Consider the following 25376-nt stretch of genomic DNA (forward strand, 5'->3'; position numbering starts at 1 on the left):
GTTTTTTGTTTTGGGCGGATGCGATGTACGTACCGGACCATTTTCAGCAGGACGACCGCGAGGCCGCGCTCGACCTGATCGAGCGGAACGAATTCGGCCTGCTGGTGGCGGGCGCCGAAGCGGTGCACATTCCGTTCGTGCTGGACCGTTCGCAAGGGCTGCTGCGCTGCCACGTGGCGCGGGCCAATTCTGTCTGGCGCGAGGCGCTGGGCAGCCGTGTGCTGGCGGTATTCTCCGGCCCCCATTGTTACGTGTCGCCGGACTGGTACGACACCGCCGGACAGGTGCCGACCTGGAACTACATGGCGGTGCATGTCTCGGGCATGGCGAGGGAACTGCCGGCGGCGGCGCTCGAGGCCCATCTGCGCGCGCTCATCGCCCAGGAGGAACGCCATCTGGCGCCCAAGCCGGCCTGGGATTTGGGGCAGGCGCCGGCGAAGGCGGTGGTGTCCATGCAGCGCGACATCGTCGGCCTGGAAATCCCGCTGGAGCGGATCGACGCAAAATGGAAATTGTCGCAGAACCGGACCAGCGCCGACCGCCGCAAGGTGATCGCCGCGCTGCGGGCCCGGGGCGGCGAGAACAACACCGCCATCGCCGAGGCGATGGAACGGAACGAGAAGGAAGCAAGCGCATGACGGCAAAGAAACCTTCCGAATGGCGGCTGGCCACCAGGCTGGTGCGCGGCGGCACGAAGCGGTCGGACTTCGGCGAAACGTCGGAGGCGATCTTCATGACCTCGGGCTTCCGCTACGACGCAGCGGAAGTCGCCGCCGACCGTTTCGCGGGCACCGCCGACGGCTTCACCTATTCGCGCCTGTCCAACCCGACCGTGGCCATGTTCGAGGAGCGCATGGCGCTGATCGAGGGCCTTCCCGTGGCCAAGGCCACCGCGACCGGAATGGCCGCGGTCAACGCCGCCCTGATGTGCCAGCTCCGCGCCGGCGACAAGGTGGTGGGCGCCAAGGCGCTGTTCGGCTCGTGCCGCTATATTCTCGAGCAGATCCTGCCGCGCTTCGGCATCACCACCGAGCTGGTCACCGGTTCCGACAACGACGCCTGGACACGGGCGATCACCCCGGGCACGAAGACCGTGTTCATCGAGACGCCGGCCAACCCGACCCTCGACGTGGTCGACCTCGCCCATGTCTGTTCGGCGGCGCATGCCGTCGGCGCGACCGTTATCGTCGACAATGTCTTTGCCACCCCGTTGCTGCAGCGCCCCACGGATTTCGGGGCCGACATCGTGGTATATTCGGGCACCAAGCACATCGACGGCCAGGGCCGGGCGCTGGGCGGCGTGATCCTGTGCAGCGAGGCGTTCTTCGAAGATCACCTCAACCAGTATCTGCGCCATACCGGCCCGACCATGAGCCCGTTCAACGCATGGATCATGCTGAAGGGTCTGGAGACCCTGGATCTGCGGGTCCAGCGGATGTGCGACAACGCCCTGAAGGTGGCCAACTTCCTGGCCGAGAGCGGGAAGCTGGAGCGCGTGCTGTATCCGGGCCGGCGCGACCATCCGCAGCATGACCTCGCCATGCGCCAGATGAAGACGGGCGGCAGCGTTATCACCATCGACGTGCCCGGCGGGCGCGATGCCGCGTTCCGGCTGCTGAACGCGCTGGAGATTATCGACATCTCCAACAATCTGGGCGACGCCAAGAGCCTGATGACCCATCCGTCGAGCACGACGCACCGCTCGCTGGCCGAGGACGCGCGTCTGGAACTGGGCATCATCGAGGGCACGTTGCGCCTGTCGGTGGGGCTGGAGGATTCCGACGATCTCATCGAGGATCTGGAACAGGCGATGTCGCGTATATCGGCTTAGGGCAGTGGACAATCCGCGTTCGGGGGGTAGAGTACCCGAAACGCGGCCCGGTCCGATCGAACACAAGGCTTGAACATGTATAACGCCGTCACCCGGCAAATCAGCGTGACCGTAACGCCCTACTTCATCGAGGATCAGTCGGACCCTGAAGACAACCACTTCGTCTGGGCATATCAGGTCAATATCGAGAACGCCGGCGACGAGATCGTGCAGCTGATCGGCCGGTACTGGCATATCACCGACGCGAACGGCCAGGTTCAGGAAGTGCGCGGCGACGGCGTGGTCGGCGAGCAGCCCGTGCTGCGGCCGGGCGAAAGCTTCGAGTACACAAGCGGCACGCCGCTGTCGACGCCGTCAGGCATCATGGTGGGCCGGTACCATATGGAAACCAAGGCAGGCGAAGGATTCGAGATCGACATCCCCGCCTTCTCGCTGGACAGCCCGTATCAGCGGACCAGCCTGAACTGACGCCCGAAACGGGGAGGACCCAGTGGACAAGAGAGTGGTGAGGATGCCAACCCGCGAGGAGGCGGAGGAGGCCGTGCGCACCATGCTGCGCTGGGCGGGCGACGATCCGGAGCGGGAAGGCCTGATGGATACGCCGGCCCGCGTCGTGCGCGCCTATGAAGAATATTTCGCCGGTTACCGCGAGGATCCGAACCAGTATCTGGAGCGCACCTTCGAGGAAGTCGCGGGTTATGACGAGATGGTCGTGCTGCGCGACATTCCGTTCGAATCCCATTGCGAGCACCATCTGGCGCCGATCATCGGCAAGGCGCATGTGGCCTATCTGCCGACCAATCGCGTGGTCGGCATCTCCAAGCTGGCCCGGGTCGTCGACGCTTTCGCCAAACGCCTGCAGGTGCAGGAAAAAATGACCGCCCAGATCGCCGAATGCATCAATTCGGCCCTGCAGCCCGATGGCGTCGCCGTCGTCGTCGAGGCGGTGCATCACTGCATGACCACCCGCGGCGTGCACAAGCACGGCGTGTCCATGGTCACCAGCACACTGCTCGGCGCGTTCCGCGACAACATTCACACCCGCGCCGAGTTCATGGCCATGATCGGCAGCCCGGCCAGCCGGATCTACGGCTAGGCGATGCGGCCGAACGCGCATCGTGCGGTGGAGCTTCTCCACGACCTGATCGCGTTCGACACGGTCAGCCGCAACTCCAACCTGAAGCTGATCGACTATGCGGCCGATTACCTGGCGGGCGTGGGTGTCGAGTGCGAATTGATCCGCGACGACAGCGGCGCCAAGGCCAATCTGTTCGCCACCATAGGCGGCCCGGCCGGTGTGCCCGGCATCGTGCTGTCCGGACACACGGACGTGGTTCCGGTCGACGGGCAGGACTGGTCGAGCGACCCGTTTTCCCTGACCGAGCGGGACGGCAAGCTGTTCGGGCGCGGCACCTGCGACATGAAGGGCTTCATCGCCATCTGCCTGGCCATGGCGCCGGTCATCGCCAGGGCCGATCTGAAGCGGCCGATCCATTTCGCGTTTTCCTATGACGAGGAAGTCGGCTGCCGCGGCGTGGCGGGCATGATCGAAAAGATCGCGGGACGCTCGCCGCTGCCGCGCGCCTGCATTGTCGGCGAACCCACCTCCATGCGCGCCGTGACCGCCCACAAGGGCATCCGCGCCTTCGAGACCGTGATCACCGGCCGCGAATCCCATTCCAGCAACACCGAATTCGGCGTCAGCGCCATCATGGCAGGCGGCAGGCTGATCGAATTTCTCCGCGCGATCCTTGCCGAGATGAAGGCGCGCGGCGACGACACCGGCCGGTTCGATCCGCCCTATACCTCGCTCAATATCGGGACGATCGACGGCGGCAGCGCCCTGAACATCACCCCCAACCGGTGCCGGATGGTGTGGGAATACCGGCCGCTGCCGCAGGCCGACGAGGATGAGATCATTTCCCGCTTCGACGCATTCTCCCGCGACGTCGAGGCCGAGATGCGCGCCCGGTTCGACGGCGCGTCCATCGTCACCACGCAGATCGCGCGGGCGCCGGCGCTGCTGCGTCAGCCGAATTCGCCCGCCGAAGAACTGGTGCGGGCGCTCACCGGCGAGAACGATTCGCTGACCGCCGCCTATGTCACGGAAGCCGGGCTGTTCCAGCTGGCCGATATCCCCACCGTGGTCTGCGGCCCCGGCTCCATCGACCAGGCCCACCGGCCTGACGAGTTCATCGAACTGAGCCAGATGGACGCGGGCACGGATTTCATCGAGAAACTCGTCGCGGCACTGTCGGCCTGAGGTCGACTCCGCCCGATTTTACCCCGACAATACCCGCCTGATCACACGGGAGGGTTCCATGGCCGCATCGCCCCAGTTACTGGACGCCATCAACAAGCTGCGTGCGGGCAATGAAGCCGCCGCCCAGGCCGGCGCGGCGCCCTCGGTAGAGGGCGTGCGCGAGATGATGGCCAGCGCGGTATTCACCGCGCCGGCACCGTCCGGACTGAGGACGTCGAAGGCGCGGGCGGTGACCGTGCCCTGCGAATGGGTCTGCGCCCCGGGCGCCGATTCCAACAAGCGGGTGTTGTACCTGCATGGCGGCGGCTATGCGGCCGGCAACCTGGACACCCACCGGGCCCTGTGCGGCGATATCTCGGTGGCGTCCGGCGCATCGGTGCTTAACGTCGACTACCGGCTGGCGCCCGAATATGCCGCACCCGCCCAGTTCGAGGACGCCCTGCTGGCCTATCGCTGGATGCTGGACAATGGCCCGCTGGGCGAAGACCCGGCGAGCCACGCCTTCGTCGCCGGCGATTCGGCCGGCGGCGGCCTGGCGCTCTCCGTGCTGCAGGGAATCCGCGATGCAGGCGTGCGCGCACCCGATGCCGCTGTCCTGATCTCGCCCTGGACCGACATGACCTGCTCGGGGGGCACCTTGCGTACCAACTCGGACAAGGACCCCATGGTCGGCTATGGCCTGATCTCGTGGATGGCGGGCCTGGTGGTCGGCGACGGCGATCCCGCCGACCCGCGCGTGTCGCCGCTATTCGGCAACTACGCCGGCCTGCCGCCCATGCTGATCCAGGTTGGCGAAAACGAGTCCCTGCTGGACGATTCGCGCGCCGCCGCCGAGAAAGCGACGGCGGCTGGTGTCGACGTCACCCTGGAATGCTGGCCCGACGTGATCCATGTCTGGCACGCATTGGGCCACGGCGTGCCGGAAGCCTCGCGCGGCATCAATCGCGTCGGCGAATATCTGCGCGCGCACTTCTAGCGGCCAGCGACGGCCGGCAGAAGGTTCGGGCCAGGGTTACGCCGGCCGGCCGAACGGCTTGTCGATCTTGGCGCCGCCGTCTGAAACGTCCTGGATGAACTGACTCTGGATCAGGTCGTGGGGATAGCCCAGTTCGATCTGGGTAAGCTCGTCCAGCCACGCCTTGTGCTCCAGCGGCAGGGCCACCTCCATGGCGCCGAGATTATCCTCGAGCTGGGCTGGCGTCCGGGCGCCCAGGATGGTGCTTGAGACATTCTGATGCGCCATCACCCAGGCCAGCGCCACCTGCGCCGGCGTGGCGTTGATCTGCTTGCCGATGTCGATCAGCGCGTCGTTGATCTCGAGCGCCTGTTCGGTCACCCGGCCCGAGGCGGCCACCATGTTCTCGCGGGTACCATTGCCGCCGCCAAGCACGCGGCTGTCGCCGCTTCCCGGCTGGGCGATGTGCTTGCGGCCATATTTGCCGGTAAGCAGGCCCGCCGCGAGCGGTGACCACGGCGTAACGCCCAGGCCGAATTCGCGGCACATGGGCAGCAGGTCGCGTTCGGGTGTTCGCTGCAGCAGGTTGTATTCAAGCTGGAGTGCCACGAACGGGGTCCAGCCCTTCAACTCAGCCAGCACGTTGGCCTGGGCGATCTTCCATGCCGGCGCGTTGGACACGCCCACATAGAGCAGCTTGCCCTGGCGCACCGCGTCGTCGAGCGCGCGCATGATCTCATGCACCGGCGTACGGAATTCCCAGACATGCAGCCAGTACAGATCGATGTAGTCGGTACCCAGACGCTTCAGCGAGGCTTCCAGCGACTGCATGATGTTCTTGCGGGCGTTGCCGCCGGCGTTGGGATCGCCCGGCGAGGTGTTCATGGTGAACTTGGTGCCGATCACCCAGCGCTCGCGCTGGCCTTTCATGAACTCGCCGAGCAGCGTCTCGCTGGTGCCCTGGGTATACCCATCGGCCGTGTCGACGAAATTGCCGCCGCGATCGGCATACATGTCGAACATGCGGCGGCTGTCCTGGGCGTTGGCGCCCCAGCCCCAATCCTCGCCGAAGGTCATGGCGCCCAGGCAAAGGGGCGAGACCCTCAGGCCGCTTCGGCCCAGTGTGCGGTAATCGTCCAAGGCAACCATGTCGCGTCTCCCCGCTTCGGTTATTCAGCGTATGCTGTAGAGCTCCGTCAGAACCTGATAGGACTGACGCAGATTGGCTTCGGTGTCGTCGCGGGCATCGATCGCGCCCACGGAATCCCAATAGCTTATGGCCGCCTTGCCAAGCTCGACCGCCTGTTCCACGTCAGCGGCGGCCTTGTTGTGCCATCCCCGGACAGTCAGCGCCTGGGCCAGATTGCCCTGGATGATCGCCGTCTGGGCCGGCAGATCGAGGGTTGCCGCCATAGCCAGCGCCGCGCGCAGCTGGGTCACCGCTTCGTCGGCGGGCGCCGCCTCGTTGGTCAGCATGGCCATCTCGACCAGCGCGCTCGCCATGTTGACCTGGATGCGCACCCGCTCGCGGTCGTCCGGCTTGATCGCCCGATCGCTCAGCGCCTCGCGGAAGGTCTGATGGGCCAGCTTCAGCGCGGCGGCGTCCTTCGCCATGCTGCCCTTGGTCCACTGGGCGATGGCCAGGCTGTTCATCAGGCCGGGCCATTGTTCCGGTTGCGAATCGCGGGCGAACAGCGCCGCCGATTCGAAGGCGGCAATGGCCTCGTCGAGCCGGCTGCGATCATTGGTGCGCCGGGCCAGCATCACCAGTGCCGTGCCGACATCCTTGCTTGCCGCGACCCAGAGCGCGCCGCGGCCGCCGCTTTCCAGCGACGACAACACGGCGGATGCCGCGTCGGCGCCGCGGCGGATCAGACCGACGTCGCCGTTCAGGTCGCCAAGACGAAACATCGCCTCGGCCCGTCGCAATGCCTGATCGCTGGGCGCGCCGGCAGGCGCAATCCGCTCGATGACCGCCTGCAGCTCGGCCGGGCTGGCGTCCGCCAGGTCGGCCTCGGCGGCAACAGCCGCACTTGCGGCACTGGCGGCGAGCACAAGCGCGGCGATAATCGGTCTGACGGGCATCGGATCCTCCACGGACATCTTAATGCCGGGCATGGTGATGTTTGCAAGTCCGACGTCCGCGACGGGGCGCTTGCATCCGCCCGACATGTCACCGATAAGGACGCATCACTCTCAGCGTTATGTTATAACAAAGACATGTATCTCGCCGCCGGCATCGCCGCCCTGCTCATCGGACCCGCCGCGTACCAGCTCCTGCAGGGGCTGTCGCGGTTCAGGCACGCGCTTGACCTGGCTGTCACGGGCGTCATCACCGTGCTGGCGCTGCTGATCCTGTGGGACACGGCCGAGTCCGGCGGCTGGCTGATCGTTGCCTTCGCCACGGCCGGCCTGGCCGGCCCGCTCGCCGCCGAGGCGCTGCTGCACCGCGAGCGCGGGGTCCATGCGGTAACTCTGGTCGTGGGCGTGGGCGGATTGCTGCTGCACAGCGCGGCCGATGGCGCGGCGCTGCTGAGCGGACAGCTCGGCCGTCACGAAGCCCTGTCGATGGCCGTGGTGCTGCACAACGTGCCCGCCGGCCTGGCCATCTGGTGGCTGGTACAGACCAATGTCGGCACCCGCGCCGCCATGGTGGTGCTGGCCCTGCTCGCGGCAGCGACCGTGGCGGGCTATTTCGCCGCGTCGGCGGTGGCGAGCGTCGCCAGCGAGGCCGAATTCGCCTGGCTCCAGGCATTCGTTGCCGGCTCGCTGCTGCACCTGACCTACCACCGGCTGCGCCACAGCCACGGTGAACGCGAGCGCGCGGCCCACGACCATGGGCGTTCCGGCCACAGCCACTGAAACCCGCCGTTGCCTTCGGGTGTGGCGGAGTTACATCTTTTCTTTGTCCCGACTGCTTGCTACAGCATGCGAGGCTAGGAAACGCCAACCGGCCCGATCAAAAAACCCGCCGGATCACAAATTCAGAGAAGGCTGCCGCCATGAAATTCGCTCTCGGACCCGTTACGGGCCTTGTGCTTGCCTGCCTCGCGCTGACGGCCTGCGACAAGAAGGCCCCCGACGAACAGGCAAAGGCCGAGGACGCCGTGGTCGCGACGGTCAACGGCCAGAAGATCCGCCAATCCGACGTGACCGAACTCTACGACGCGCTGCCGGGTCAATACCGCCAGCTGCCCATCGACTTCCTGCAGGACCAGCTGGTCGAGCGGCTGGTGGACCAGAAGCTGGTGACCGCCAAGGCCCGCGCCGATGGCACGGAGAAGGACGCCAAGTACAAGGAACGGCTCAGCCAGGCGAAGGACCAGATTCTGGAAGATGTCTGGCTGTCCAAGGAGATCGACAAGCGCCTGTCTCCCGAGCGACTGAAGAAGGCCTATGACGAGATGGTCGCCGAGTTCAAGCCATCGACCGAATTCAAGGCCAGCCATATCCTGGTGAAGACCGAGGAAGAGGGCCGGCAGGTCATCGCCGATCTCGCCAAGGGCGCCGACTTCGCCGCGCTGGCGAGAGACAAGTCGCTGGACAAGGGTTCGGCCGCCGAAGGCGGCGATCTGGGCGATTATTTCGCGCCCGACAAGATGGTGCCCGAGTTCGCCCAGGCGGTGACCGCGCTGAAGCCGGGCGAGGTATCCAAGACGCCGGTGAAGAGCCAGTATGGCTGGCACGTCATCAAGGTCGTCGACACCCGGCAGAGCACGCCGCCCAAGCTGGAAGACGTGGAAGCCCAGATCCGGGAATCCGAGCACGACAAGGTGGTCCAGGAAATCCTCGAAGAACTGCGCAGCAAGGCCAAGATCGAGAAGCCGACGCCGACCGCCGATGCCGGTTCGGGCCACGAAGGCGAGGACGCGCCGCCGCCCGCCGAGCCGGAAGCCAAGTAACGGCCGCTCCGGAGACAGAGGCGGCCAACGCCGAAACGTTCAAGGGCATCCCGGTTCACCGGGATGCCCTTTTCGATTCAGCGTCTCGATTGGACGGAACGCAAGACCCTACCGGTTGCCGCGGCGGCGATCCTTGCGCGGCTGCGGCGCCTGATAGGCGATCGACGCGTGGTGCTGGCAATAGGGCTGGCCCGGTGTCGATTTGCGGCCGCAGAACCGGAAATCCGAATCGCCGGGATGGCCCATGGGCCATTTGCACATGCGGTCGGTGAGCGTGAGGATGGTGATCATCTCAGGTTCGGCCTTGGGCGCGGGCTTTTCGACCTTCGGCGCCTTCTTCGCCGGTTTGGCCACCGGCTCGGCAGCTTCCTCGGCGGGCTTCTTCACCGGCGACGGCCGTGACGACAGGCCAAGGCGGTGAGCCTTGCCGATCACCGCATTGCGCGTCACGTCACCGCTGAGTTCCTCGGCGATCTGGCTGGCGCTGAGGCCCTTCTTCCAAAGAGTCTTAAGCAGTTCGACCCGTTCGTCGGTCCAACCCAAGGTCATCGTCTAAATCCTGTCCGGAGTTCGGGGGGCGCACCCTACAGAAAACGCTCGTTTCGGTCAATTGCGAGACATAGTACGCCCTTCGGGCTTGTCAAATCCCCGCGCACATCGTCCGTGCAGCGCCGCACCTTCCGGCGCACTTGCCCAATATCGGGCCTCGCGGTAGAAGCGGCGCGAGGATATCGGAACCGCATGCACAAGATCATCGAACCGCCCGCCTATGCCGTCCGCCAGATCGGCGCCGTCAACTGGATCGGGCTCTGGACGCTTTACTGCAAGGAAGTGAAGCGCTTCATGAAGGTCGGCCTGCAGACGGTGTTCGCGCCGGCGGTGACGACGATCCTGTTCTTTGCCGTCTTCATGCTGGCGCTGGGCGGCGACCACCGGGTGGTGCGCGGCCTGCCCTTTGCCGAGTTCCTCGTCCCGGGCCTGGTGATGATGGGAATCGTCCAGAACAGCTTCGCCAACACATCGTCTTCCCTGTTGATCGCCAAGGTGCAGGGCAACATCGTCGATCTGCTGATGCCGCCCCTGAGCGCCGGCGAGATGGTGCTGGCCTTCGCGCTCGGCGGGGTGACGCGGGGCATCCTGGTCGCCGTCGCCGTGGTGCTGCCGCTGCTGCCGTTCGTCGACATCCACCTGCCGCATCCCTTCCTGGCGGTCTATTTCGCGCTGTCGGCCTCGCTGCTGCTGTCGCTGGTAGGGCTGCTCGGCGGCGTCTGGGCGACCAAGTTCGACCACATGGCGGCGATCACCAACTTCGTCATCATGCCGTTGTCATTCCTGTCGGGGACGTTCTATTCGATCGAGCGACTGCCGGCCGTCTGGCAGACCATCAGCCATTTCAACCCGTTCTTCTATGCGATCGACGGCCTGCGCTATTCGTTCATCGATCACGCAGACAGCTCCATTCCGCTGGGCATGGGCGTCATGCTGGCGCTCAACATCGGGCTATACACCGTCTGCTACTGGGTGTTCCGACGAGGTTACCGGCTGAAGGACTGAGCGCTTTCAGGCGCGGCTGAAAGCCTCGCCGTCCGAACACCGCGACCAGGACCGAGGCGCCTTCGGGCGTCTGCCTTTTTCGTTGACACCCCGTGGGGGCCTCCCGATACTCCACGGCTTTTTCCGAGACCCAAACCCGGACGGGGAAATTCGATGATCACGGCTGTGATGCCGACCTATGCGCGGGCCGACCTCGCCTTTGACAAGGGCAAGGGCTCGTACCTCTACAGCACCGAAGGCGAGAAGTTCCTGGACTTCTGCGGCGGCATCGCCGTGACCAGCCTCGGCCATGCCCACCCGCATCTTGTCGAGGCGCTGAAGGCCCAGGCCGAGGCGCTTTGGCATACCTCGAACCTCTACCGAATTCCGCAACAGGAAAAGCTGGCCGCGCGCCTGACCGAGGCGACCTTCGCGGATACCGTGTTTGTATGCAATTCGGGCGCCGAGGCGCTGGAATGCGCCATCAAGACCACCCGCAAATATCACTATGTCAACGGCGCGCCGGAGCGCTTCCGTATTGTCACCATGGAAGGCGCCTTTCACGGCCGCACCCTGGCGACCATCGCCGCCGGCGGACAGGCCAAGCACCTCGAGGGCTTCGGGCCCAAGGTAGAGGGCTTCGACCAGGTGCCGTTCGGCGACCTCGACGCCCTGTCCAACGCCATCGGTCCGGCCACCGCCGGCGTGCTGTTCGAGCCGGTGCGCGGCGAGGGCGGCATCAACGCCATTCCGGTCGAGTTGATGGCCAGGATCCGCAAGCTGTGCGACGAGCGCGGCATCCTGATGGTGCTGGACGAGGTCCAGTGCGGCATCGGCCGCACCGGCAAGCTGTTCGCCTATCAATGGTCCGACATCGCGCCCGACATCCTGGCAAGTGCCAAGGGCCTGGGCGGCGGCTTCCCGATCGGCGCCTGCCTCGCCTCTGAAGAAGCGGCCAAAGGCATGGTCGCCGGCAGCCATGGCTCGACCTTTGGCGGCAACCCCATGGCCTGCGCCGTGGCCAATGCGGTGCTCGACGTCGTGCTGGCGCCCGGGTTTCTCGACCGGGTCCAGGATCTGGGCGGCTATATGGGCCAGAAGCTGGCATCGGTGGTGGCCAAGCATCCGGACATCCTGGACAGTGTGCAGGGCGTCGGCCTGATCCGGGGGCTGCGCTGCAAGGTACCCAACACCGATCTGGTCAATGCGCTGCGCGACCAGCATGTGCTGACCGTCGGGGCGGGTGAAAACCAGGTGCGCCTGCTGCCGCCGCTGACCGTCACCGAGGATGAAATCGATGAGGCGGTCGCCGCCATCGACACGGCGTGCGGCGCGGTCGCGGCACGGCTGAGTCCCGTGCCATGAGCGACGGCGGCTATCGGCACTTTCTCGACCTTGATGAAATCGATGCCGGCGAATTGAAGGCCATCATCGCCCGCGCCCGGCAGATCAAGGGCGCGCGCGCCGGATTGCCCAAGGGCGCGCCGGACCCCGACGCGCCGCTGGACGGTCACATGCTGGCCGCCATCTTCGAGCGCGAGTCGACCCGGACCCGTGTGTCGTTCGACGTCGGCATGCGCCAGCTTGGCGGCCGGACCATGATATTGACCGGCGACGAAACCCAGCTGGGCCGTGGCGAGACGGTGGCCGATACCGCCCGCGTCCTGTCGCGCTTTGTCGACGCTGTCATGCTCCGCACCCTGCGCCACGATTACCTGCTGGAGCTGGCCGAAAACGCCACGATCCCCGTGATCAATGGCCTGACCCAGCTGACTCATCCATGCCAGCTGATGGCCGATGTGATGACCATCGAGGAGCATCGCGGCCCCATCGCCGGCAAGGTGGTGGTCTGGACCGGCGACGGCAACAATGTCTGCGCCAGCCTGGTGCATGCGGCCGTGAAGTTCGATTTCGAGCTGCGCATCGCCACACCGAAGAAATATGCCCTGCGCCAGGACGTGCTGGACTGGGCCGCCGCGCATGGAGGCCGTGTCTCGGTCGGCGAGGATCCGTGGGCCGCCGTCAGGGACGCCGACTGCGTGTTCACCGACACTTTCGTGTCCATGGGGCAGACCGGCCGCGAAAAGCGGCTGGAGCGGCTGGCGCCGTTCGCCGTCAGCAGCGAACTGATGGCCGCGGCGAAACCCGATGCCCTGTTCCTGCACTGCCTGCCGGCCCATCGCGGCGAGGAAGTGGACGAGACGGTCATTGACGGGCCCAAGTCGGTCGTCTGGGACGAGGCCGAGAACCGGCTACACGTCCAGAAGGCCATCCTGCTGTGGTGCCTGGGAAAGTAAGAGCCTTCATGCCTGCCAGCGCCTCGCTACTCGGCGGCACCGCCGACGATGTCATCCAGCCGTTCCAGATCGAGGGCGCGGCGGTGCGCGGCCGGGTCGTCCGTCTCGGTCCGCTGGTCGACGATATCCTGAACCGCCACGCCTATCCGGATGGCGTCGCCAGCCTGCTTGCCCATGCGCTGGCCATGACAGCGTTGCTGGGCAGCGCGATCAAGTTCGAGGGCAAGCTGATCATGCAGGCCAAGGGCGACGGCGCGGTGAAGACCATCGTCGTCGATTACAGGACGCCGGGCGAGATGCGCGGCTGGGTTGCCTTCGACCAGGCGCTGTATGACGCGGCGGTGGCCAAGGGCGTCGATCCGGGCCGCGAGGTGCCGCAGCTGCTGGGCGGCGGCTATCTGGCTTTCACCATCGACCAGGGACCGGATACAGAACGCTACCAGGGCATCGTCGGCCTGGAAGGCGGCACCCTGGCCGAATGCGCCCAGAAATATTTCGAGGATTCCGAGCAGCTTCCCTCGGCGGTGAAGCTGAGCGCCGCGCGGGTGGACGGCAAATGGCGGGCCGGCGGCATCATGCTGCAATATCTGGCCTCCGCCGGACACCAGCACGACGATGGCGACGAGGATGACGACAGCTGGCGCGAGAGCGCCATCCTGATGGCCAGCACCCGCGACGAAGAACTGGTCAACCCGGCGCTGACGCCGACGCAGGTGCTGTTCCGGCTGTTCCACGAACGCGGCGTGCGCGTGTTCGACCCCCTATCGCTTGCCGTGTTCTGCCAGTGCAGCCGCGAGCGCATCGAGGACGTGCTGGCCCAGTTCGCCGGCGACGACATGTCGGACATGGTGGTCGACGGCAAGATCGTCGTGACCTGTGAATTTTGCAGCCGGGTCTACGAGTTCGAACCGCCAGCGGAATGAACCGCTTTCCCGCGATTCTGGCCGATTCCACAGCCAATCGGCCGTCAAAATTGACTATAGGCGCGAAAAGCACTTAAGCGTCCCGCTGGCCGGAATATTGCCGCAGGCCGCCTCAAGCCGACGGCCAGCTAATCCAGACCGCCAGCGGCGCTGCCGCTGCTGGCCGCGGCAATGGCGCTGTTGCTCTCGAGGCTTTCCGCCGCGTCCCACAGCATCAGGGCGGTCTCGAAGCTGCCGCGCACTTCCGGATCCCGGCGCAGCTGCCAGTAGGCCGAGCGCACCGCCAGATAGGTGGTCATATCGTCGCCCAGAATGTCTGGATTTTCGCTCAGGGCGAACAGCTGGCGGATCGCGTCCTGACGGTCCCGCGGCGCGGCGACCAGGCGGTTACCCAGTTCGACGAGCTGGCGGGCGACCGGGTTGACGAAGATCTGGTCCGGCGGCACCAGCTTGTCCTTGATGTCGTCGACCGTGACCGCATCTTCGAGCTTGATCGACACCATGTCGGGATCGGCCGCAACGTGCGGCAGAATATAACGCACGGCGATGATGGCGAGCAGCACGCCGACCGCGGCCCAGCGCGCGACAGCCAGTATCCGCGAGAGGCGGCCCGGAGGTTGTTCGTCGGAATCAGGCATCTTGCCCTGCGTTTCCTCAGCCCAGCAGCCATTCCGGCAGCGTTTCCGCGGCCAGCATTTCCTCGTATGTAGGCCGGCGGCGGATCACGGCGAATCTGTCGCCGTCCACCAGCACTTCCGGCACCAACGGCCTGGTATTATAGCTGGACGCCATCACAGCGCCATAGGCGCCTGCGGACATGATGGCGACAAGATCATTGGCGGCAAGCGGGGTCGACATCCGCTCCTTGGCGAAGGTGTCGCCGGTTTCGCAAACCGGGCCGACGAAATCGACCGGCGAGGCTTCCATGTCCGGGGCAGGTTCGGCGACGGGCAGGATATGGTGATAGGCGCCGTACATGCTGGGCCGCACCAGGTCGTTCATGGCGCCGTCGATGATCACGAAGCTGCGGTTTCCGGTCTGCTTCACATGGACGACCTTCGAGACCAGGATTCCGGCGTTGCCGACGATCAGACGGCCCGGCTCGAGCACGACCTGGCAATCCAGCGGCCCGATCAGCCGCGCGATCAACGCGGCGTAGGCGTCCGGATGCGGCGGCTCCGGATCATCGGGATGATAGGGGATGCCGAGCCCGCCGCCCACGTCCACGCGCCGGATGTCGTGCCCTTCGGCACGCAGTTCCACCACCAGCCTGGCGATATGGCCGAACGCCTCCTCGTAGGGATCGAGCGAGGTCAGCTGGGAGCCGATATGCACGTCGACGCCGACCGGCTCGATGCCGGGCAGGTCGGCGGCAAGCCGGTACATCTCGCGCGCCCGCGCCAGCGGCAGGCCGAACTTGTTCTCGCCCTTGCCGGTCGAAATCTTCTCATGGGTCCTGGCATCCACATCGGGGTTGATGCGCAGCGCCACCGGCGCCCGGACGCCCTTTTGCACGGCGACGGCGTTCAGCACCATCAACTCGGGCTCGGATTCCACGTTGAACTGGAGGATGCCCTGATCGAGAGCGAAGGCCATTTCGTCCAGGGTCTTGCCGACGCCCGAGAACACGATCCTGTCCGCCGGGATGCCCGCCGCCAGCGCCCGCCGCAGCTCGCCTTCCGAGACGATGTCGGCGCCGGCGCCCAGTCTGCCCAGGGTCTTCAGCACCGCCAGGTTGGAATTGGCCTTCATCGCGTAGCAGACCAGCGCGTCCATCTGCGCGAAAGCATTCGAGAATACGGTGTAATGCCGGGTCAGCGTCGCGGTCGAATAGCAATAGAACGGCGTGCCCACCGCCGCCGCGATCTCGGTCAGCGGCACATCCTCGGCATGCATGATGCCGTTGCGGTACTCGAAATGATTCATCAGGGCGTGTTCTGCTGGGGCGGCACGTTCATCGTCGGCTTGGAGCCGGGCGACTGGGGCGACACTTCCTTTACCGGCGGCGGTGCGGTTGCGTTCGGCGGCGCCTCCAGCGCGCCCTTGCGGCCACAGGCGGCAGCAAGCCCGCAAAGCGCGATGATGGCGGCGATCTTCAAGGCGTTCATGCGAGGCGCTCCTTCCACGCGGCAATGGCCTCGCGCACCCGCTCGGGCGAGGTGCCGCCATAGGACCGGCGGCTGGCCACCGACCGCTCGACGGTCAGCACGCCGAACACGGCGTCGGTGATCCCGGCCTCGACGGCCTGCATCTGCGCAAGGCTCAGATCCGGCAGGTCGCAGCCCTCGTCCTCGGCCAGCTTGACCAGCGCGCCGGTGACGTGATGGGCGCGCCGGAACGGCATGTCCAGGTTCTGCACCAGCCAGTCGGCCAGGTCGGTCGCGGTGGCGAAACCGGCGCCGGCCGCCTGCAGCAAGACAGGCTTGTTGACCTTCAGGTCGCCGATCATCCCGGCCATGGCCGCGACGCACAGGCCGATCGCCTCGGCGGCGTCGAAGGTCGGCTCCTTGTCCTCCTGCATGTCCTTGGAATAGGCGAGCGGCAGGCCCTTCATGACGATCAGCAGGGTGTTGAGCGACCCGACGATCCGGCCGGTCTTTGCGCGGATCAGCTCGGCCGCGTCCGGGTTGCGCTTTTGCGGCATGATCGACGACCCGGTCGAGAACGAATCGCTCAGGCTGGCGAAGCGGAACTGGGCGCTGGACCAGATGACCAGCTCTTCCGCCAGCCGCGACAGATGCACGGCGCAGATCGAGGCTGCCGACAGGAACTCCAGCGCGAAGTCCCGGTCGGACACCGCATCGAGCGAATTGGCGGTGGGACGGTCGAAGCCGAGCGCCCTTGCCGTCATGTGCCGGTCGATGGGGAACGACGTGCCGGCAAGCGCCGCCGAGCCGAGCGGATTCTCGTTGAGCCGCGTGCGCGCATCCGCCAGCCGGCCACGGTCGCGGCCGAACATCTCCACATAGGCCATCAGGTGGTGGCCGAAGGTCACCGGCTGGGCCACCTGCAGATGGGTGAAGCCCGGCATCAGGGTTTCCGCATGCTCCTCGGCCCGTGCCAGCAGCGCCTGCTGCAGGTCGATGAGCGCGCCGTCCAGATCGTCGATCGTGTCGCGCACCCAGAGCCGGAAGTCGGTCGCCACCTGGTCGTTGCGCGAGCGGGCGGTGTGCAGCCGGCCGGCGGCGTCGCCGATGATCTGGGCAAGCCGGGACTCCACATGCATATGGATGTCCTCGAGCGCCGGATTGATGGTGAAGTCGCCCGCCTCGATCTCGCCCTTGATCTGGTCGAGCCCGGCCAGGATCGCCTTGCCGTCCTCGGCGCCGATGATGTCGGTGGCGACCAGCATGGCGCAGTGGGCTTTCGACGCGGCGATATCCTGGGCATACAGCTTGCGGTCGAAGCCGATGGACGCGTTGATACGCTCCATGATCGCGGCCGGCCCGCCAGCGAAGCGGCCGCCCCAGAGCTTGTTGGACCCGTTGTCGTCTGCCATCTTGTCCGCCGCCGCCCCTGAACCGGAGCTCATCATGACCCTGAAGCGCCTGCTGCGCACCGCCATTGTCCTAAGCGCTGCCTTATATGTCGGCTGCGGCGAGACAGGCAACCCGGAAACCGGTACGGCGCCCGCGCTGCAACCCGTGGGACAGGTCGAGGATTTCGAGGTTGCCGCCGAGCCCCGGCCCGTGCCGGAGCTCGCCTTCAAGACCGTGGGCGACCGGGACGTGACGCTGAGCGACTTCCGCGGCAAGACCGTGCTGCTCAACTTCTGGGCCACCTGGTGCGCACCGTGCAAGGTGGAGATGCCATCGCTCGACCGGCTGCAGGCGCAGCTGGGCGGCGACAAGTTCGCCGTCGTCGCCATCTCCAGCGACCGGGCCGGCAAGCGCGCGGTCGATCCCTGGTTCGACGAAGAGGGCTTCAAGCTGGAACGCTATTACGACCCCAAGAACGCCGTCGGCATGGGCCTGGGCGTCACCGGCCTGCCCACCACCATCCTGCTCGACGCGCAGGGCCGCGAACTGGGCCGCATGCTGGGCGACGCCGAATGGGACAGCCCGGAAGCGGTGGCGCTGGTGAAGCAGGCGATGGGGGATTAGATTCCGGTTGGAGGAAAACCCGATGCCATCTTTGACAGAAATCTTGAAGCGCTTGCCCGATGAGCAACGGAAGCGAGACAACTATTGGGGATAGGGCGATACTGTAGCTCTGGACATTGGGAGGCGAGTGATTTGGGTATCGCCATAGCGACGATTTGTGGACATCCGATGGAAAGCACGTTGGTCGTTTCGTCGGCAGTGAAAATTATCGCCCAAACGGAAGATACTTGGGCGAATTGATGAATCGAGATCGTCTCATTACGCACTGCGGTAAGTTCTCCTGCATTCAGTCGAGTTTCTCGCCCTACGCGCCACGAGACGCTTATGCTCGCTACGCCAATTATGCCGAATACGCGATGTGTGCCGGGTACGAGGAGTTCCCTAGCCCAAATGCCTTCTGAGCGCATTTTCGTCACATTCCGGTGGCGCTTATACCCAAAGGGCAAATGATGCGAACAATTGCGTTTATTGCAGCGGGGTTGATCGCCGGATGCGGGCCTAGCGAGCAGATCGATGTAGTTACGCTTTATCGAAACTCCCCCTTGGCAAACGATCTCCGCATTCATTGGGCAACTTTCGACGCTGCGGAAGGAGCCGACTACAATCTTGGCAGTTGTGAAATGGCGGCCAAAATACTTAATGCGAACCTCGAAGCCTCGGCCAAAGCCGAGGGAAAGCAACCGTTTCCCAATGTCGGATTCTGGTGCGAGCCAGGCGGTTATTCCGAGTCTGGCGGCGTTCCAACCAAGTTTGATGGCCAATTTCCGTCTGACACGACAAGCTCGATGCGCTTTTCAAAGTAGGTGACCGCACTCGTCCCAGTTGTCGGCAATTCTCTTAGCGATGTCGAATAAACCCAAGGATTGGAATGCACTTGAATTGTACGTCTATATGACACACATTATGCGTCAAATGAATGCCCGTCAGGAGTATGCCCCATGCCGCGCAAACACGCGAAAGCCGAAAGCCCGCCCAACCGCGTCGAGCGGCTCGGGTTTCGGCTGGATGAGGACACCAAGGAGCTGATCGAGCGGGCGGCCCATCTGTCCCGGCGCAAGGTGAGCGACTTCTGCGTCACCGCGCTGGCCGAGACCGCGCGCCGGACCATCGCCGAGCATGAGACGCTGGCGCTGTCTGACCGCGACCGCGCGGCGTTCTTCGACGCGCTGGTCAATCCGCCCGAGCCGAGCGAACGGCTGGTGCGCGCGCTGGCCGAACACAAGCGGCGCGTGGCGCCCTGAGCGTGGCCGCGCCGCCAGATCTGAGGATCGAGGCGCTGGCGGCGCATCACGACCGGGACGGCTTTTCCTGCGGCGTCGACAGCCTCGACCGCTACTTCCGCACCCAAGCCTCACAGGATGTCAGGCGCAAGGCCAACGGCGTCTTCGTTCTCGTCGAACCCGAACGGCCGGATGTCGTGCTCGGCTACTACACGCTCTGCGCCACGGCGCTGGCGCCGGGCGACGTTCCCGCCGCCGCGCTCAAGCATGTGCCGCGTTATCCGTTGGTCAGCGCCACCCTCGTCGGCCGGCTGGCTGTGTCGGACACGAGACAGGGCGAGCGGCTGGGCGCCATGCTGCTCGCCGACGCCGTGCGCCGCGCCCACGCCAGCGCGGCGACGGTCGGCTCGTCGATGCTGGTGGTGGACGCGATCAACGAGCGCGCGGCGGCCTTCTATGAAGCCAACGGCTTCGTGCGGCTGCCGGACTCGCTGCGGCTCGTGCTGCCGATGCAGGTGATCAGGGGTTTGGTGGAACCATGACGGCCGAGGGTGATGCGAACGGCTTGCCTGAACGGCCGACTTGCCCTCTCTTTACGCCCTACCCGAATCCACGCAGGAGCCCTCCATGCTCACCCGCAACATCTATGAGCCGGAACACGAAATGTTCCGCGACGCCGTCCGCAAGTTCTTCCAGAAGGAGCTGACACCGTTCCACGGCGAGTGGGAGAAGGCCGGCAAGGTGCCGCGGGATTTCTGGCGCAAGGCCGGCGAGCAGGGCCTGCTGTGCCCGCAGGTGCCCGAGGAATATGGCGGTGCCGGCGGCGACTACCGCTATCTGGCCATTGTCGATGAGGAACTGGGGCTGGCGGGCGCGTCGGGTCCGGGCTTTGCCGTGCACAGCGACATCGTCTGCGGCTACATGCTGAAATACGCCAGCGAGGACCAGAAGCGGCAATGGCTGCCGAAGATGGTCACCGGCGAGGTGGTGACCGCCATCGCGATGACCGAGCCGGGCACCGGCAGCGACCTGCAGGGCGTCAAGACCACGGCGCTGCTCGACGGCAACCACTATGTGGTGAACGGCAACAAGACCTTCATCTCCAACGGCCAGAACGCCGACCTGGTCATCGTCGTCGCCAAGACCGATCCGAGCCTGGGCGCCAAGGGCATCAGCCTGCTGCTGGTCGAGGCGGACCGCGACGGCTTCGCGCGCGGCCGGAACCTGGACAAGATGGGCATGCACGCGGCCGACACGTCCGAGCTGTTCTTCACCGACGTGCGGGTGCCGACGTCGAACCTGCTCGGCCCGGAGGAGGGCAAGGGCTTTGCCCAGCTGATGAGCGAGCTGCCGCAGGAGCGCCTCGGCATCGCGCTCAACGCCCAGGCCGTGGCGCAATATGCCTACGATCTGACCGTGGCCTATGTGAAAGAGCGCAAGGCGTTCGGCAAGACGGTGTTCGACTTCCAGAACACCCGCTTCAAGCTGGCCGAGCTGAAGACCCAGGTCGAGGTCGGCTGGGCGTTCTGCGACAAGTGCATCGAGCATCATCTGCGCCACGAACTGACCGCCACCGACGCGGCCATGGCCAAGCTGTGGGTCACCGAGATGCTGGGCCGCGTGGTCGACGAGGGCGTGCAGCTGCACGGCGGCTACGGCTTCATGAACGAGTACCCGATCACCCGGCTCTATACCGACTCGCGCGTGCAGCGCATCTTCGGCGGCACGTCCGAGATCATGAAGGAACTGATCAGCCGGTCGATCTGACAGTTATTCGCCGTCCTTTTCTCGTCATCCCCGCGCACGCGGGAATGACGATTTGGGGAGGGGTGGAGCTTGACGATTAGGCAGTCCTTAGCCCCAACCAGATACTGACCGGCCGCACCCGTCGCAGCACCAGCCATTCGAAGAGCGCGATCGCGATCAACGACGCCCCCAGCACCGGCAGGAACACCGCCAGCGCCAGGATCAGCACGGCAAGGCCAACGCCGATGCGGCCGTCCGGCGCAGGCGGCGCACCCAGCCGGCCGTCGGGACGCCGCTGCCACCACATGACGTAGCCGGTGACGCTGAGTCCGATCAGCGACAGCGCGGTCAGCACGCCCAGCGCCTGGTTGAGCGGACCGAACAGCTGGCCCTCATGGGCGGCGATGCCGTAGCCGACGATGCGGTCCACCAGATGACTGTCGCCGAAGCCTTCGCGCCGCACCACCGCGCCGGTGGCCGGATCGAGCACCAGCATGACCCGCTGCGGCCGGTTCTGGGTATCCGAGCGCGCCACCCAATCGGGCGATTTCGGCCAGCGGTCGGAGGGCGGCTGGATCAGCACCGGCGGCGGGAGGCGCAGCGGCCGGACCGCCGCGACCATGGCATCGAACGAGTCCGGCACGCCCGCAGGGTGCGCCCCATGGCCACCAGGAGCGTGATCGTGATGGACGTGGGCCGCCATGCCGGCCTTCCAGTCCTGCTTGCCGCCGGTCATGCCTGTGGCCTGCTTGATGTCCTTGAACGCGCCGCCCCACACATTGGTCCAGGGCAGGCCCGAAAGCAGCAGGCACAGCGCGAAGGCCGACACCCAGATGCCGATCACCGCGTGAAGGTCGCGCCAGAACTGCCGCCCACCCTGCTTCAGGCGCGGATAGAGCACGCCGGCCAGGCCGGCGGCCTTGCGCGGCCACCAAAGGTAAAGCCCGGTCACGATCATGACGATGGCCCAGCTGGCCGCCAATTCCACCAGGATCGCGCCCGAATCGCCGATCAGCAACTCGCCGTGGATGGTCTTGACCACCTGCATCAGCCGCTCGTCCTCGGGCACCATGCCGAGCACCGCCGCCGATCGCGGGTGAACGAACACCCGGACATCGCCGTCCGGCCCCGCCACGGTCACCCGCGCGGCATCGGCCGCGTCGGCGCGTACCTCGTAGGACCGCAGCGACGATCCCGGTACCGCCGCCAACGCCGCGCCGACCTGCGCGGCGGCGCTGGCGGAAGCCCCGGTTCCGCCGATGCCGTCATAGCTCCGCTCCAGCCACGCCTCGACCTGCGGCTTGAACAGATAGGTCGAGCCGGTGAGCGCCAAAACGATCACGAAGGGCACGCAGAACAGCCCGGCATAGAAGTGCCAGCGCCAGATCGCGCGGTAGGCCGCACCAGCGTTTCCTGTCGTCCTGCCGCTCATGTCCGCCTCACCTTCGCCGCTTCATCCCGGACACGCCCATGCGCATGGGACGGTCAGTGGCCCATATGCTGATGGTGTCCGGCGCTGTGCGGCGCCGCCGCGCCCACCGGGGCCACGTCGAATCGCACATCCACCGCGCCCGCTTTCTCGAAGCGCAGCACGCCGGGGAAGGAGTCGCCTTCCCTGAGGGGCTGCTTGAGGCTCATGAACATGATGTGGAACGAGCGCGGCTTCAGGGTAAGCGTGCCGTTGGCGGGCACCGCCAGACCTTCCGGCCGGTGCTGCATGGACATGGTGCCATTGCTTTCGACCACTTCGTGGAGTTCGACCTTGCCTGCGATCTCCGGCGCCTCGACGGCCAGGAGGCGGTCCGCCGCGCCGGTATTGGCGATGGTGAGATAGCCGGCGCCGACTTTCGAGCCGCCGGGCGTGGCCCGCGACCAGGGGTCGGTGATCGTGAGCGGGCCAGCCTTGTATTCTGCGGCAAAAGCGTGGCCCGACATGATGCTGACCAGCAGCATGAGTGCGGTGGCGGTACGAAACATGATGGTCTCCCTTGCGGTTGATGGGCGGCGATCCATGGTCAAAGCCTCACTGTCAGGCCGGCGAACAGGGACCTGCCCTCGCCGGGATAGAATACCGCCTTTGACACGGCCGGGTCGGCGGCGTTGGTGAGCGCGCCGAACTCGCCCACATAGCGCTTGCCGGTGAGGTTGCGGCCATCGAGGTAGAGCGTGACATGCTCGCCGATGTCGATGCCGGCGCCAACCGACAGCAGCGCGTAGCCGGGCACCTTCATGGTGTTGGCATAGTCGGCCCAGACGGATGCGGGACGCCAGTCGATGGCCGGGGCGACGTGCCAGCCCGCCGGATGGCGATAGGTCAACTCGGCCCGGTACTGATGCTTCGGCGCCACGGGCAGGCGGTTGTCGCCATAGACCGAATCGCCGTCGAAGGTGAAGTCGCTGAAGGTATAGCTCTGCTTGAGCGATACGGCGCCGCCGCCGGGCGCATGACGCAGGATGGTCCAATCCAGCGCCGCCTCGACGCCCTGGTGGATGGTCTTGTCGGCGTTGAAGAAGCTGGCGGGAATGCCGGCGGCAAGCTGGAAGCTCAGCAACTCGCCCTTCACCGCGGCGCGGTAGAAGGTGACGTCCCAGGCAAGCTCGCCGGTACGGCCCCGCGCGCCGATCTCGCCGGTCCATGCCCGCTGCGCGTCCACCGGCACGAAGCCGGGATTGGGCGACTGGACCAGGGCACCGTAATGGGGTGGCTCCACCGACCGGGTGATGTTGGCGTAGATCTGGGCGCCGCCGGCGAATTCCCACAGCAGGCCGATGCGGGGCGAGAACCAGTCGAAATTCTTCGACGCGGCGTTGGCCGGGTTGAAGTAGTCGGTATAGTCGCGCGTGGCCCGGCCATAGGAGCCGCCGGCGACGAGAGCCAGTTGCTCGATGACGAACAGGCGTGCTTCGGCGAACACGTCAAGGCCGCTGGCCTTCTGCTGCGAATCGCCGAACTGGAAACCGCTGGCGCCGCCCGTATTGACATAGAGCTGCTGTTTTCTGGTGCCCTGGCGATAGGACAACCCCCAGAACAGATCGGCCCGCAGGCCCGCGAGCTCGCCAGACCAGTCGAAGCGGCCGAACGCACCCTGGGTTTCGATATCCTGGTCGATGATGATCGGGATCGGGTGGTGCAGCCTGGTGGCCGTGGCGTAGACGCCGCCCTCGAAGAGCAACGCGTCATTGAACCGCCAGCGGGTCTGCAACGTGCCGCGCGCGACCGTCTGGTCACGGGCCCAGTCGTTGGCGACAACGCCGGCACCGGCGTTGCGCGGCACGGTCAGCGCGTCGCCCAGCGTGAGAGCGCCCGGCACCTCCTGCTTGATGTCGGCATAATAGCCGATGGCGCGGATTTCCCGATCCTCGCCCAGCGAATAGCCCACGTTCAGCGTGCCGCGGCCCTGGCTCTGCTTGCTGTGATCGCGCCAGCCATCGGCGGTGAGGCCGCTGCCTGCGGCATAGATGTCCCAGTTGCCGAACTGCCGGGCGATCGCGGCGCGGCCCCGGAAACTGCCGAACGATCCGCCCTCGAGGCGCAGCTCGTTTTCCGCCTCGGCGGTCTTGCCATTGGGGGTGAACAGGTTGACCGCGCCGCCCAGCTGCGCGCCGCCGAAGCGCAGCGCATTGCCGCCCTTGTACACTTCCACATAGCGGGCGCCGAGGGCGTCCACCTTCTGGAAATCGGAGAACCCGTCGGCATCGGCGAAGGGGACGCCGTCCTGCGCGATAAGCACGCCGCGCTGGTGATAGGACTGGTCGATCCCCGATCCGCGAATCGACAGGCGGGATTCCTCGCCATAGCGTTTCTGGGCGAGCACACCGGGCACGTCGCGAAGGATGTCGGCAAAGCCGGTGGCGAGGCGATTCTCGTAGCTTTCGGCGGACACGGCGGCCACGGCGCCGGGCGTGCGGGACAGACGCTTGCGCGCCTCGGCGACGACGGGCGGCTCGCCCGGAATGACGTTGGCGCTGACGATGATGCTGTCGGGCTTGGCGGCATCGGGTGCCGGCCGAAGATCTTCGGCAAAGGCGGTCGAGGAAAGCGGCAGCAGGCAGGCCAGCGCGCGCACGGAGACGGTGATACGGAACGGATTCAAGAAGGGAGCTCCCAGCAGTCGGACGAAACAGAGCCGGCGCGCGATGAAACGGCCGGCGGCAGGCGTCAGACGAGGGAGGGCGGTCCGGTCGCGGGTGGGGGCGGTGCGGCGAGGCCTTCGCCGGGGCGTTGCTGGACGGCGGCCCAGGACGGTGCGGGCGCGGCGACCGGCGCGGCGAGTTCGAGGAGAGCCGGCGCGGGCGGCGCGACATTGGCGGCAACAGCGGCGAACACGCAGGGCTCGCCGGACTTGCCGGACTCACCGTTGTCCTGGTGGCCGCCGGACGCCGGTTTGGCGGGTATGCCGTAGCTTTCGGCCTTGATGGTGATCAGGCCGGCCGAGCTGCAGATCACCAGCGCCGGCAGGTCACCGTCTTCCGCCGGTTGCTGCAGCATGATGCCGCCGGGCAGGGCGAATCGCACCGCGAGCGCGAGCACGGTCAGCGTCACGAAGACGCGCGACATCCAGCCGGTGATCGGAGATGCGAAAGCCATGGCGGGTTCTGTAGC

At 66.1% G+C, this 25376-nt stretch carries 28 protein-coding genes; 17 read left to right on the top strand and 11 right to left on the bottom strand.

Annotated features, from left to right (window positions below):
- The first annotated feature begins 23 nt into the window (after nucleotides 1–23).
- From WJU21_RS08730 to WJU21_RS08755, 6 genes are all read left to right on the top strand, one after another.
- Nucleotides 24–638, top strand: a complete 615-nt coding sequence (locus WJU21_RS08730; protein WP_346323021.1) for an FMN-binding negative transcriptional regulator — start codon at nucleotides 24–26, stop codon at nucleotides 636–638.
- Complete coding sequence (gene metZ / locus WJU21_RS08735; protein WP_346323022.1) at nucleotides 635–1831, top strand: O-succinylhomoserine sulfhydrylase; 1197 nt, start codon at nucleotides 635–637, stop codon at nucleotides 1829–1831. The genes WJU21_RS08730 and metZ overlap by 4 nt, the downstream gene beginning before the upstream one ends.
- 75 nt (nucleotides 1832–1906) lie before the next feature.
- On the top strand, nucleotides 1907–2299 hold the full coding sequence (apaG, locus tag WJU21_RS08740) for a Co2+/Mg2+ efflux protein ApaG (RefSeq protein ID WP_346323023.1): 393 nt from the start codon (nucleotides 1907–1909) through the stop codon (nucleotides 2297–2299).
- A 43-nt stretch (nucleotides 2300–2342) separates the two neighbouring features.
- Nucleotides 2343–2927 (top strand): GTP cyclohydrolase I FolE, encoded by a 585-nt coding sequence (gene folE / locus WJU21_RS08745; RefSeq protein ID WP_346323482.1) that lies wholly within the window; start codon nucleotides 2343–2345, stop codon nucleotides 2925–2927.
- A gap of 3 nt (nucleotides 2928–2930) precedes the next feature.
- Nucleotides 2931–4094 (top strand): acetylornithine deacetylase, encoded by a 1164-nt coding sequence (argE, locus tag WJU21_RS08750; RefSeq protein ID WP_346323024.1) that lies wholly within the window; start codon nucleotides 2931–2933, stop codon nucleotides 4092–4094.
- A gap of 58 nt (nucleotides 4095–4152) precedes the next feature.
- Nucleotides 4153–5070 (top strand): alpha/beta hydrolase, encoded by a 918-nt coding sequence (locus WJU21_RS08755; RefSeq protein ID WP_346323025.1) that lies wholly within the window; start codon nucleotides 4153–4155, stop codon nucleotides 5068–5070.
- A 36-nt stretch (nucleotides 5071–5106) separates the two neighbouring features.
- Here WJU21_RS08755 and WJU21_RS08760 read toward each other — a convergent pair whose 3' ends face one another.
- Complete coding sequence (locus tag WJU21_RS08760) at nucleotides 5107–6198, bottom strand: aldo/keto reductase (protein ID WP_346323026.1); 1092 nt, start codon at nucleotides 6196–6198, stop codon at nucleotides 5107–5109.
- Nucleotides 6199–6222: 24 nt separating this feature from the next.
- Complete coding sequence (locus tag WJU21_RS08765; protein WP_346323027.1) at nucleotides 6223–7134, bottom strand: hypothetical protein; 912 nt, start codon at nucleotides 7132–7134, stop codon at nucleotides 6223–6225.
- A gap of 135 nt (nucleotides 7135–7269) precedes the next feature.
- Here WJU21_RS08765 and WJU21_RS08770 point away from each other — a divergent pair, with 135 nt between their 5' ends.
- Nucleotides 7270–7911: a ZIP family metal transporter gene (locus WJU21_RS08770; RefSeq protein WP_346323028.1), complete on the top strand. Its 642-nt coding sequence runs from the start codon at nucleotides 7270–7272 to the stop codon at nucleotides 7909–7911.
- A 140-nt stretch (nucleotides 7912–8051) separates the two neighbouring features.
- Entirely contained in the window at nucleotides 8052–8951 is a 900-nt protein-coding gene (locus tag WJU21_RS08775) for a peptidylprolyl isomerase (protein ID WP_346323029.1), read from the top strand.
- 108 nt (nucleotides 8952–9059) lie between these two features.
- Here WJU21_RS08775 and WJU21_RS08780 read toward each other — a convergent pair whose 3' ends face one another.
- Nucleotides 9060–9494: a GcrA family cell cycle regulator gene (locus WJU21_RS08780; RefSeq protein WP_346323483.1), complete on the bottom strand. Its 435-nt coding sequence runs from the start codon at nucleotides 9492–9494 to the stop codon at nucleotides 9060–9062.
- Between the two features lie 198 nt (nucleotides 9495–9692).
- Here WJU21_RS08780 and WJU21_RS08785 point away from each other — a divergent pair, with 198 nt between their 5' ends.
- From WJU21_RS08785 to WJU21_RS08800, 4 genes are all read left to right on the top strand, one after another.
- Nucleotides 9693–10505 carry an ABC transporter permease gene (locus tag WJU21_RS08785; RefSeq protein ID WP_346323030.1) on the top strand — a complete coding sequence of 271 codons (813 nt, stop codon included), beginning with the start codon at nucleotides 9693–9695 and terminating at the stop codon, nucleotides 10503–10505.
- A 153-nt stretch (nucleotides 10506–10658) separates the two neighbouring features.
- Nucleotides 10659–11849 carry an aspartate aminotransferase family protein gene (locus WJU21_RS08790; RefSeq protein WP_346323031.1) on the top strand — a complete coding sequence of 397 codons (1191 nt, stop codon included), beginning with the start codon at nucleotides 10659–10661 and terminating at the stop codon, nucleotides 11847–11849.
- Nucleotides 11846–12781 (top strand): ornithine carbamoyltransferase, encoded by a 936-nt coding sequence (gene argF, locus WJU21_RS08795; protein ID WP_346323032.1) that lies wholly within the window; start codon nucleotides 11846–11848, stop codon nucleotides 12779–12781. Before WJU21_RS08790 ends, argF begins: the two co-directional genes overlap by 4 nt.
- 8 nt (nucleotides 12782–12789) lie before the next feature.
- Entirely contained in the window at nucleotides 12790–13704 is a 915-nt protein-coding gene (locus tag WJU21_RS08800; protein WP_346323033.1) for an Hsp33 family molecular chaperone, read from the top strand.
- A gap of 128 nt (nucleotides 13705–13832) precedes the next feature.
- Here the strand turns inward: WJU21_RS08800 and WJU21_RS08805 are convergent, their stop codons facing one another.
- Genes WJU21_RS08805 through argH form a run of 4 tightly spaced genes read right to left on the bottom strand, consistent with a single transcriptional unit; the run spans nucleotide 13833 to nucleotide 17203 of the window.
- Nucleotides 13833–14342, bottom strand: a complete 510-nt coding sequence (locus WJU21_RS08805) for a DUF4175 family protein (protein WP_346323034.1) — start codon at nucleotides 14340–14342, stop codon at nucleotides 13833–13835.
- Between the two features lie 16 nt (nucleotides 14343–14358).
- Nucleotides 14359–15630 (bottom strand): diaminopimelate decarboxylase, encoded by a 1272-nt coding sequence (gene lysA, locus WJU21_RS08810; RefSeq protein WP_346323035.1) that lies wholly within the window; start codon nucleotides 15628–15630, stop codon nucleotides 14359–14361.
- Nucleotides 15630–15812 (bottom strand): hypothetical protein, encoded by a 183-nt coding sequence (locus WJU21_RS08815; protein ID WP_346323036.1) that lies wholly within the window; start codon nucleotides 15810–15812, stop codon nucleotides 15630–15632. Before WJU21_RS08815 ends, lysA begins: the two co-directional genes overlap by 1 nt.
- Nucleotides 15809–17203, bottom strand: coding sequence for an argininosuccinate lyase (argH, locus tag WJU21_RS08820; RefSeq protein WP_346323037.1), 1395 nt, complete (start codon nucleotides 17201–17203; stop codon nucleotides 15809–15811). The genes WJU21_RS08815 and argH overlap by 4 nt, the downstream gene beginning before the upstream one ends.
- A gap of 34 nt (nucleotides 17204–17237) precedes the next feature.
- Between argH and WJU21_RS08825 the strand changes: the two genes are divergently transcribed.
- The 5 genes from WJU21_RS08825 to WJU21_RS08845 all read left to right on the top strand — a co-directional run bounded on the left by WJU21_RS08825 (nucleotide 17238) and on the right by WJU21_RS08845 (nucleotide 20794).
- The gene (locus WJU21_RS08825) at nucleotides 17238–17807 is read left to right on the top strand and encodes a TlpA disulfide reductase family protein (protein WP_346323038.1); all 570 of its coding nucleotides are present in this window, start codon (nucleotides 17238–17240) and stop codon (nucleotides 17805–17807) included.
- Between the two features lie 449 nt (nucleotides 17808–18256).
- A complete protein-coding gene (locus WJU21_RS08830) occupies nucleotides 18257–18610 on the top strand; it encodes a hypothetical protein (protein ID WP_346323039.1) in 354 nt (117 codons plus the stop codon).
- Nucleotides 18611–18745: 135 nt separating this feature from the next.
- Nucleotides 18746–19048 carry a DUF1778 domain-containing protein gene (locus WJU21_RS08835; RefSeq protein WP_346323040.1) on the top strand — a complete coding sequence of 101 codons (303 nt, stop codon included), beginning with the start codon at nucleotides 18746–18748 and terminating at the stop codon, nucleotides 19046–19048.
- Entirely contained in the window at nucleotides 19045–19569 is a 525-nt protein-coding gene (locus WJU21_RS08840) for a GNAT family N-acetyltransferase (protein ID WP_346323484.1), read from the top strand. Before WJU21_RS08835 ends, WJU21_RS08840 begins: the two co-directional genes overlap by 4 nt.
- An 85-nt stretch (nucleotides 19570–19654) precedes the next feature.
- On the top strand, nucleotides 19655–20794 hold the full coding sequence (locus WJU21_RS08845) for an acyl-CoA dehydrogenase family protein (protein ID WP_346323041.1): 1140 nt from the start codon (nucleotides 19655–19657) through the stop codon (nucleotides 20792–20794).
- A gap of 76 nt (nucleotides 20795–20870) precedes the next feature.
- Here the strand turns inward: WJU21_RS08845 and WJU21_RS08850 are convergent, their stop codons facing one another.
- From WJU21_RS08850 to WJU21_RS08865, 4 genes are all read right to left on the bottom strand, one after another.
- Nucleotides 20871–22205, bottom strand: coding sequence for a PepSY domain-containing protein (locus WJU21_RS08850; protein ID WP_346323042.1), 1335 nt, complete (start codon nucleotides 22203–22205; stop codon nucleotides 20871–20873).
- 53 nt (nucleotides 22206–22258) lie between these two features.
- The gene (locus WJU21_RS08855) at nucleotides 22259–22750 is read right to left on the bottom strand and encodes a copper chaperone PCu(A)C (protein WP_346323043.1); all 492 of its coding nucleotides are present in this window, start codon (nucleotides 22748–22750) and stop codon (nucleotides 22259–22261) included.
- A gap of 38 nt (nucleotides 22751–22788) precedes the next feature.
- A complete protein-coding gene (locus WJU21_RS08860; protein ID WP_346323044.1) occupies nucleotides 22789–24867 on the bottom strand; it encodes a TonB-dependent receptor in 2079 nt (692 codons plus the stop codon).
- A 65-nt stretch (nucleotides 24868–24932) separates the two neighbouring features.
- Nucleotides 24933–25361 (bottom strand): DUF2946 family protein, encoded by a 429-nt coding sequence (locus WJU21_RS08865; protein WP_346323045.1) that lies wholly within the window; start codon nucleotides 25359–25361, stop codon nucleotides 24933–24935.
- Nucleotides 25362–25376 lie beyond the last annotated feature (15 nt).

Origin of the sequence: Emcibacter sp. SYSU 3D8, assembly GCF_039655875.1 — a bacterium.
GTDB lineage: Bacteria > Pseudomonadota > Alphaproteobacteria > SMXS01 > SMXS01 > RI-34.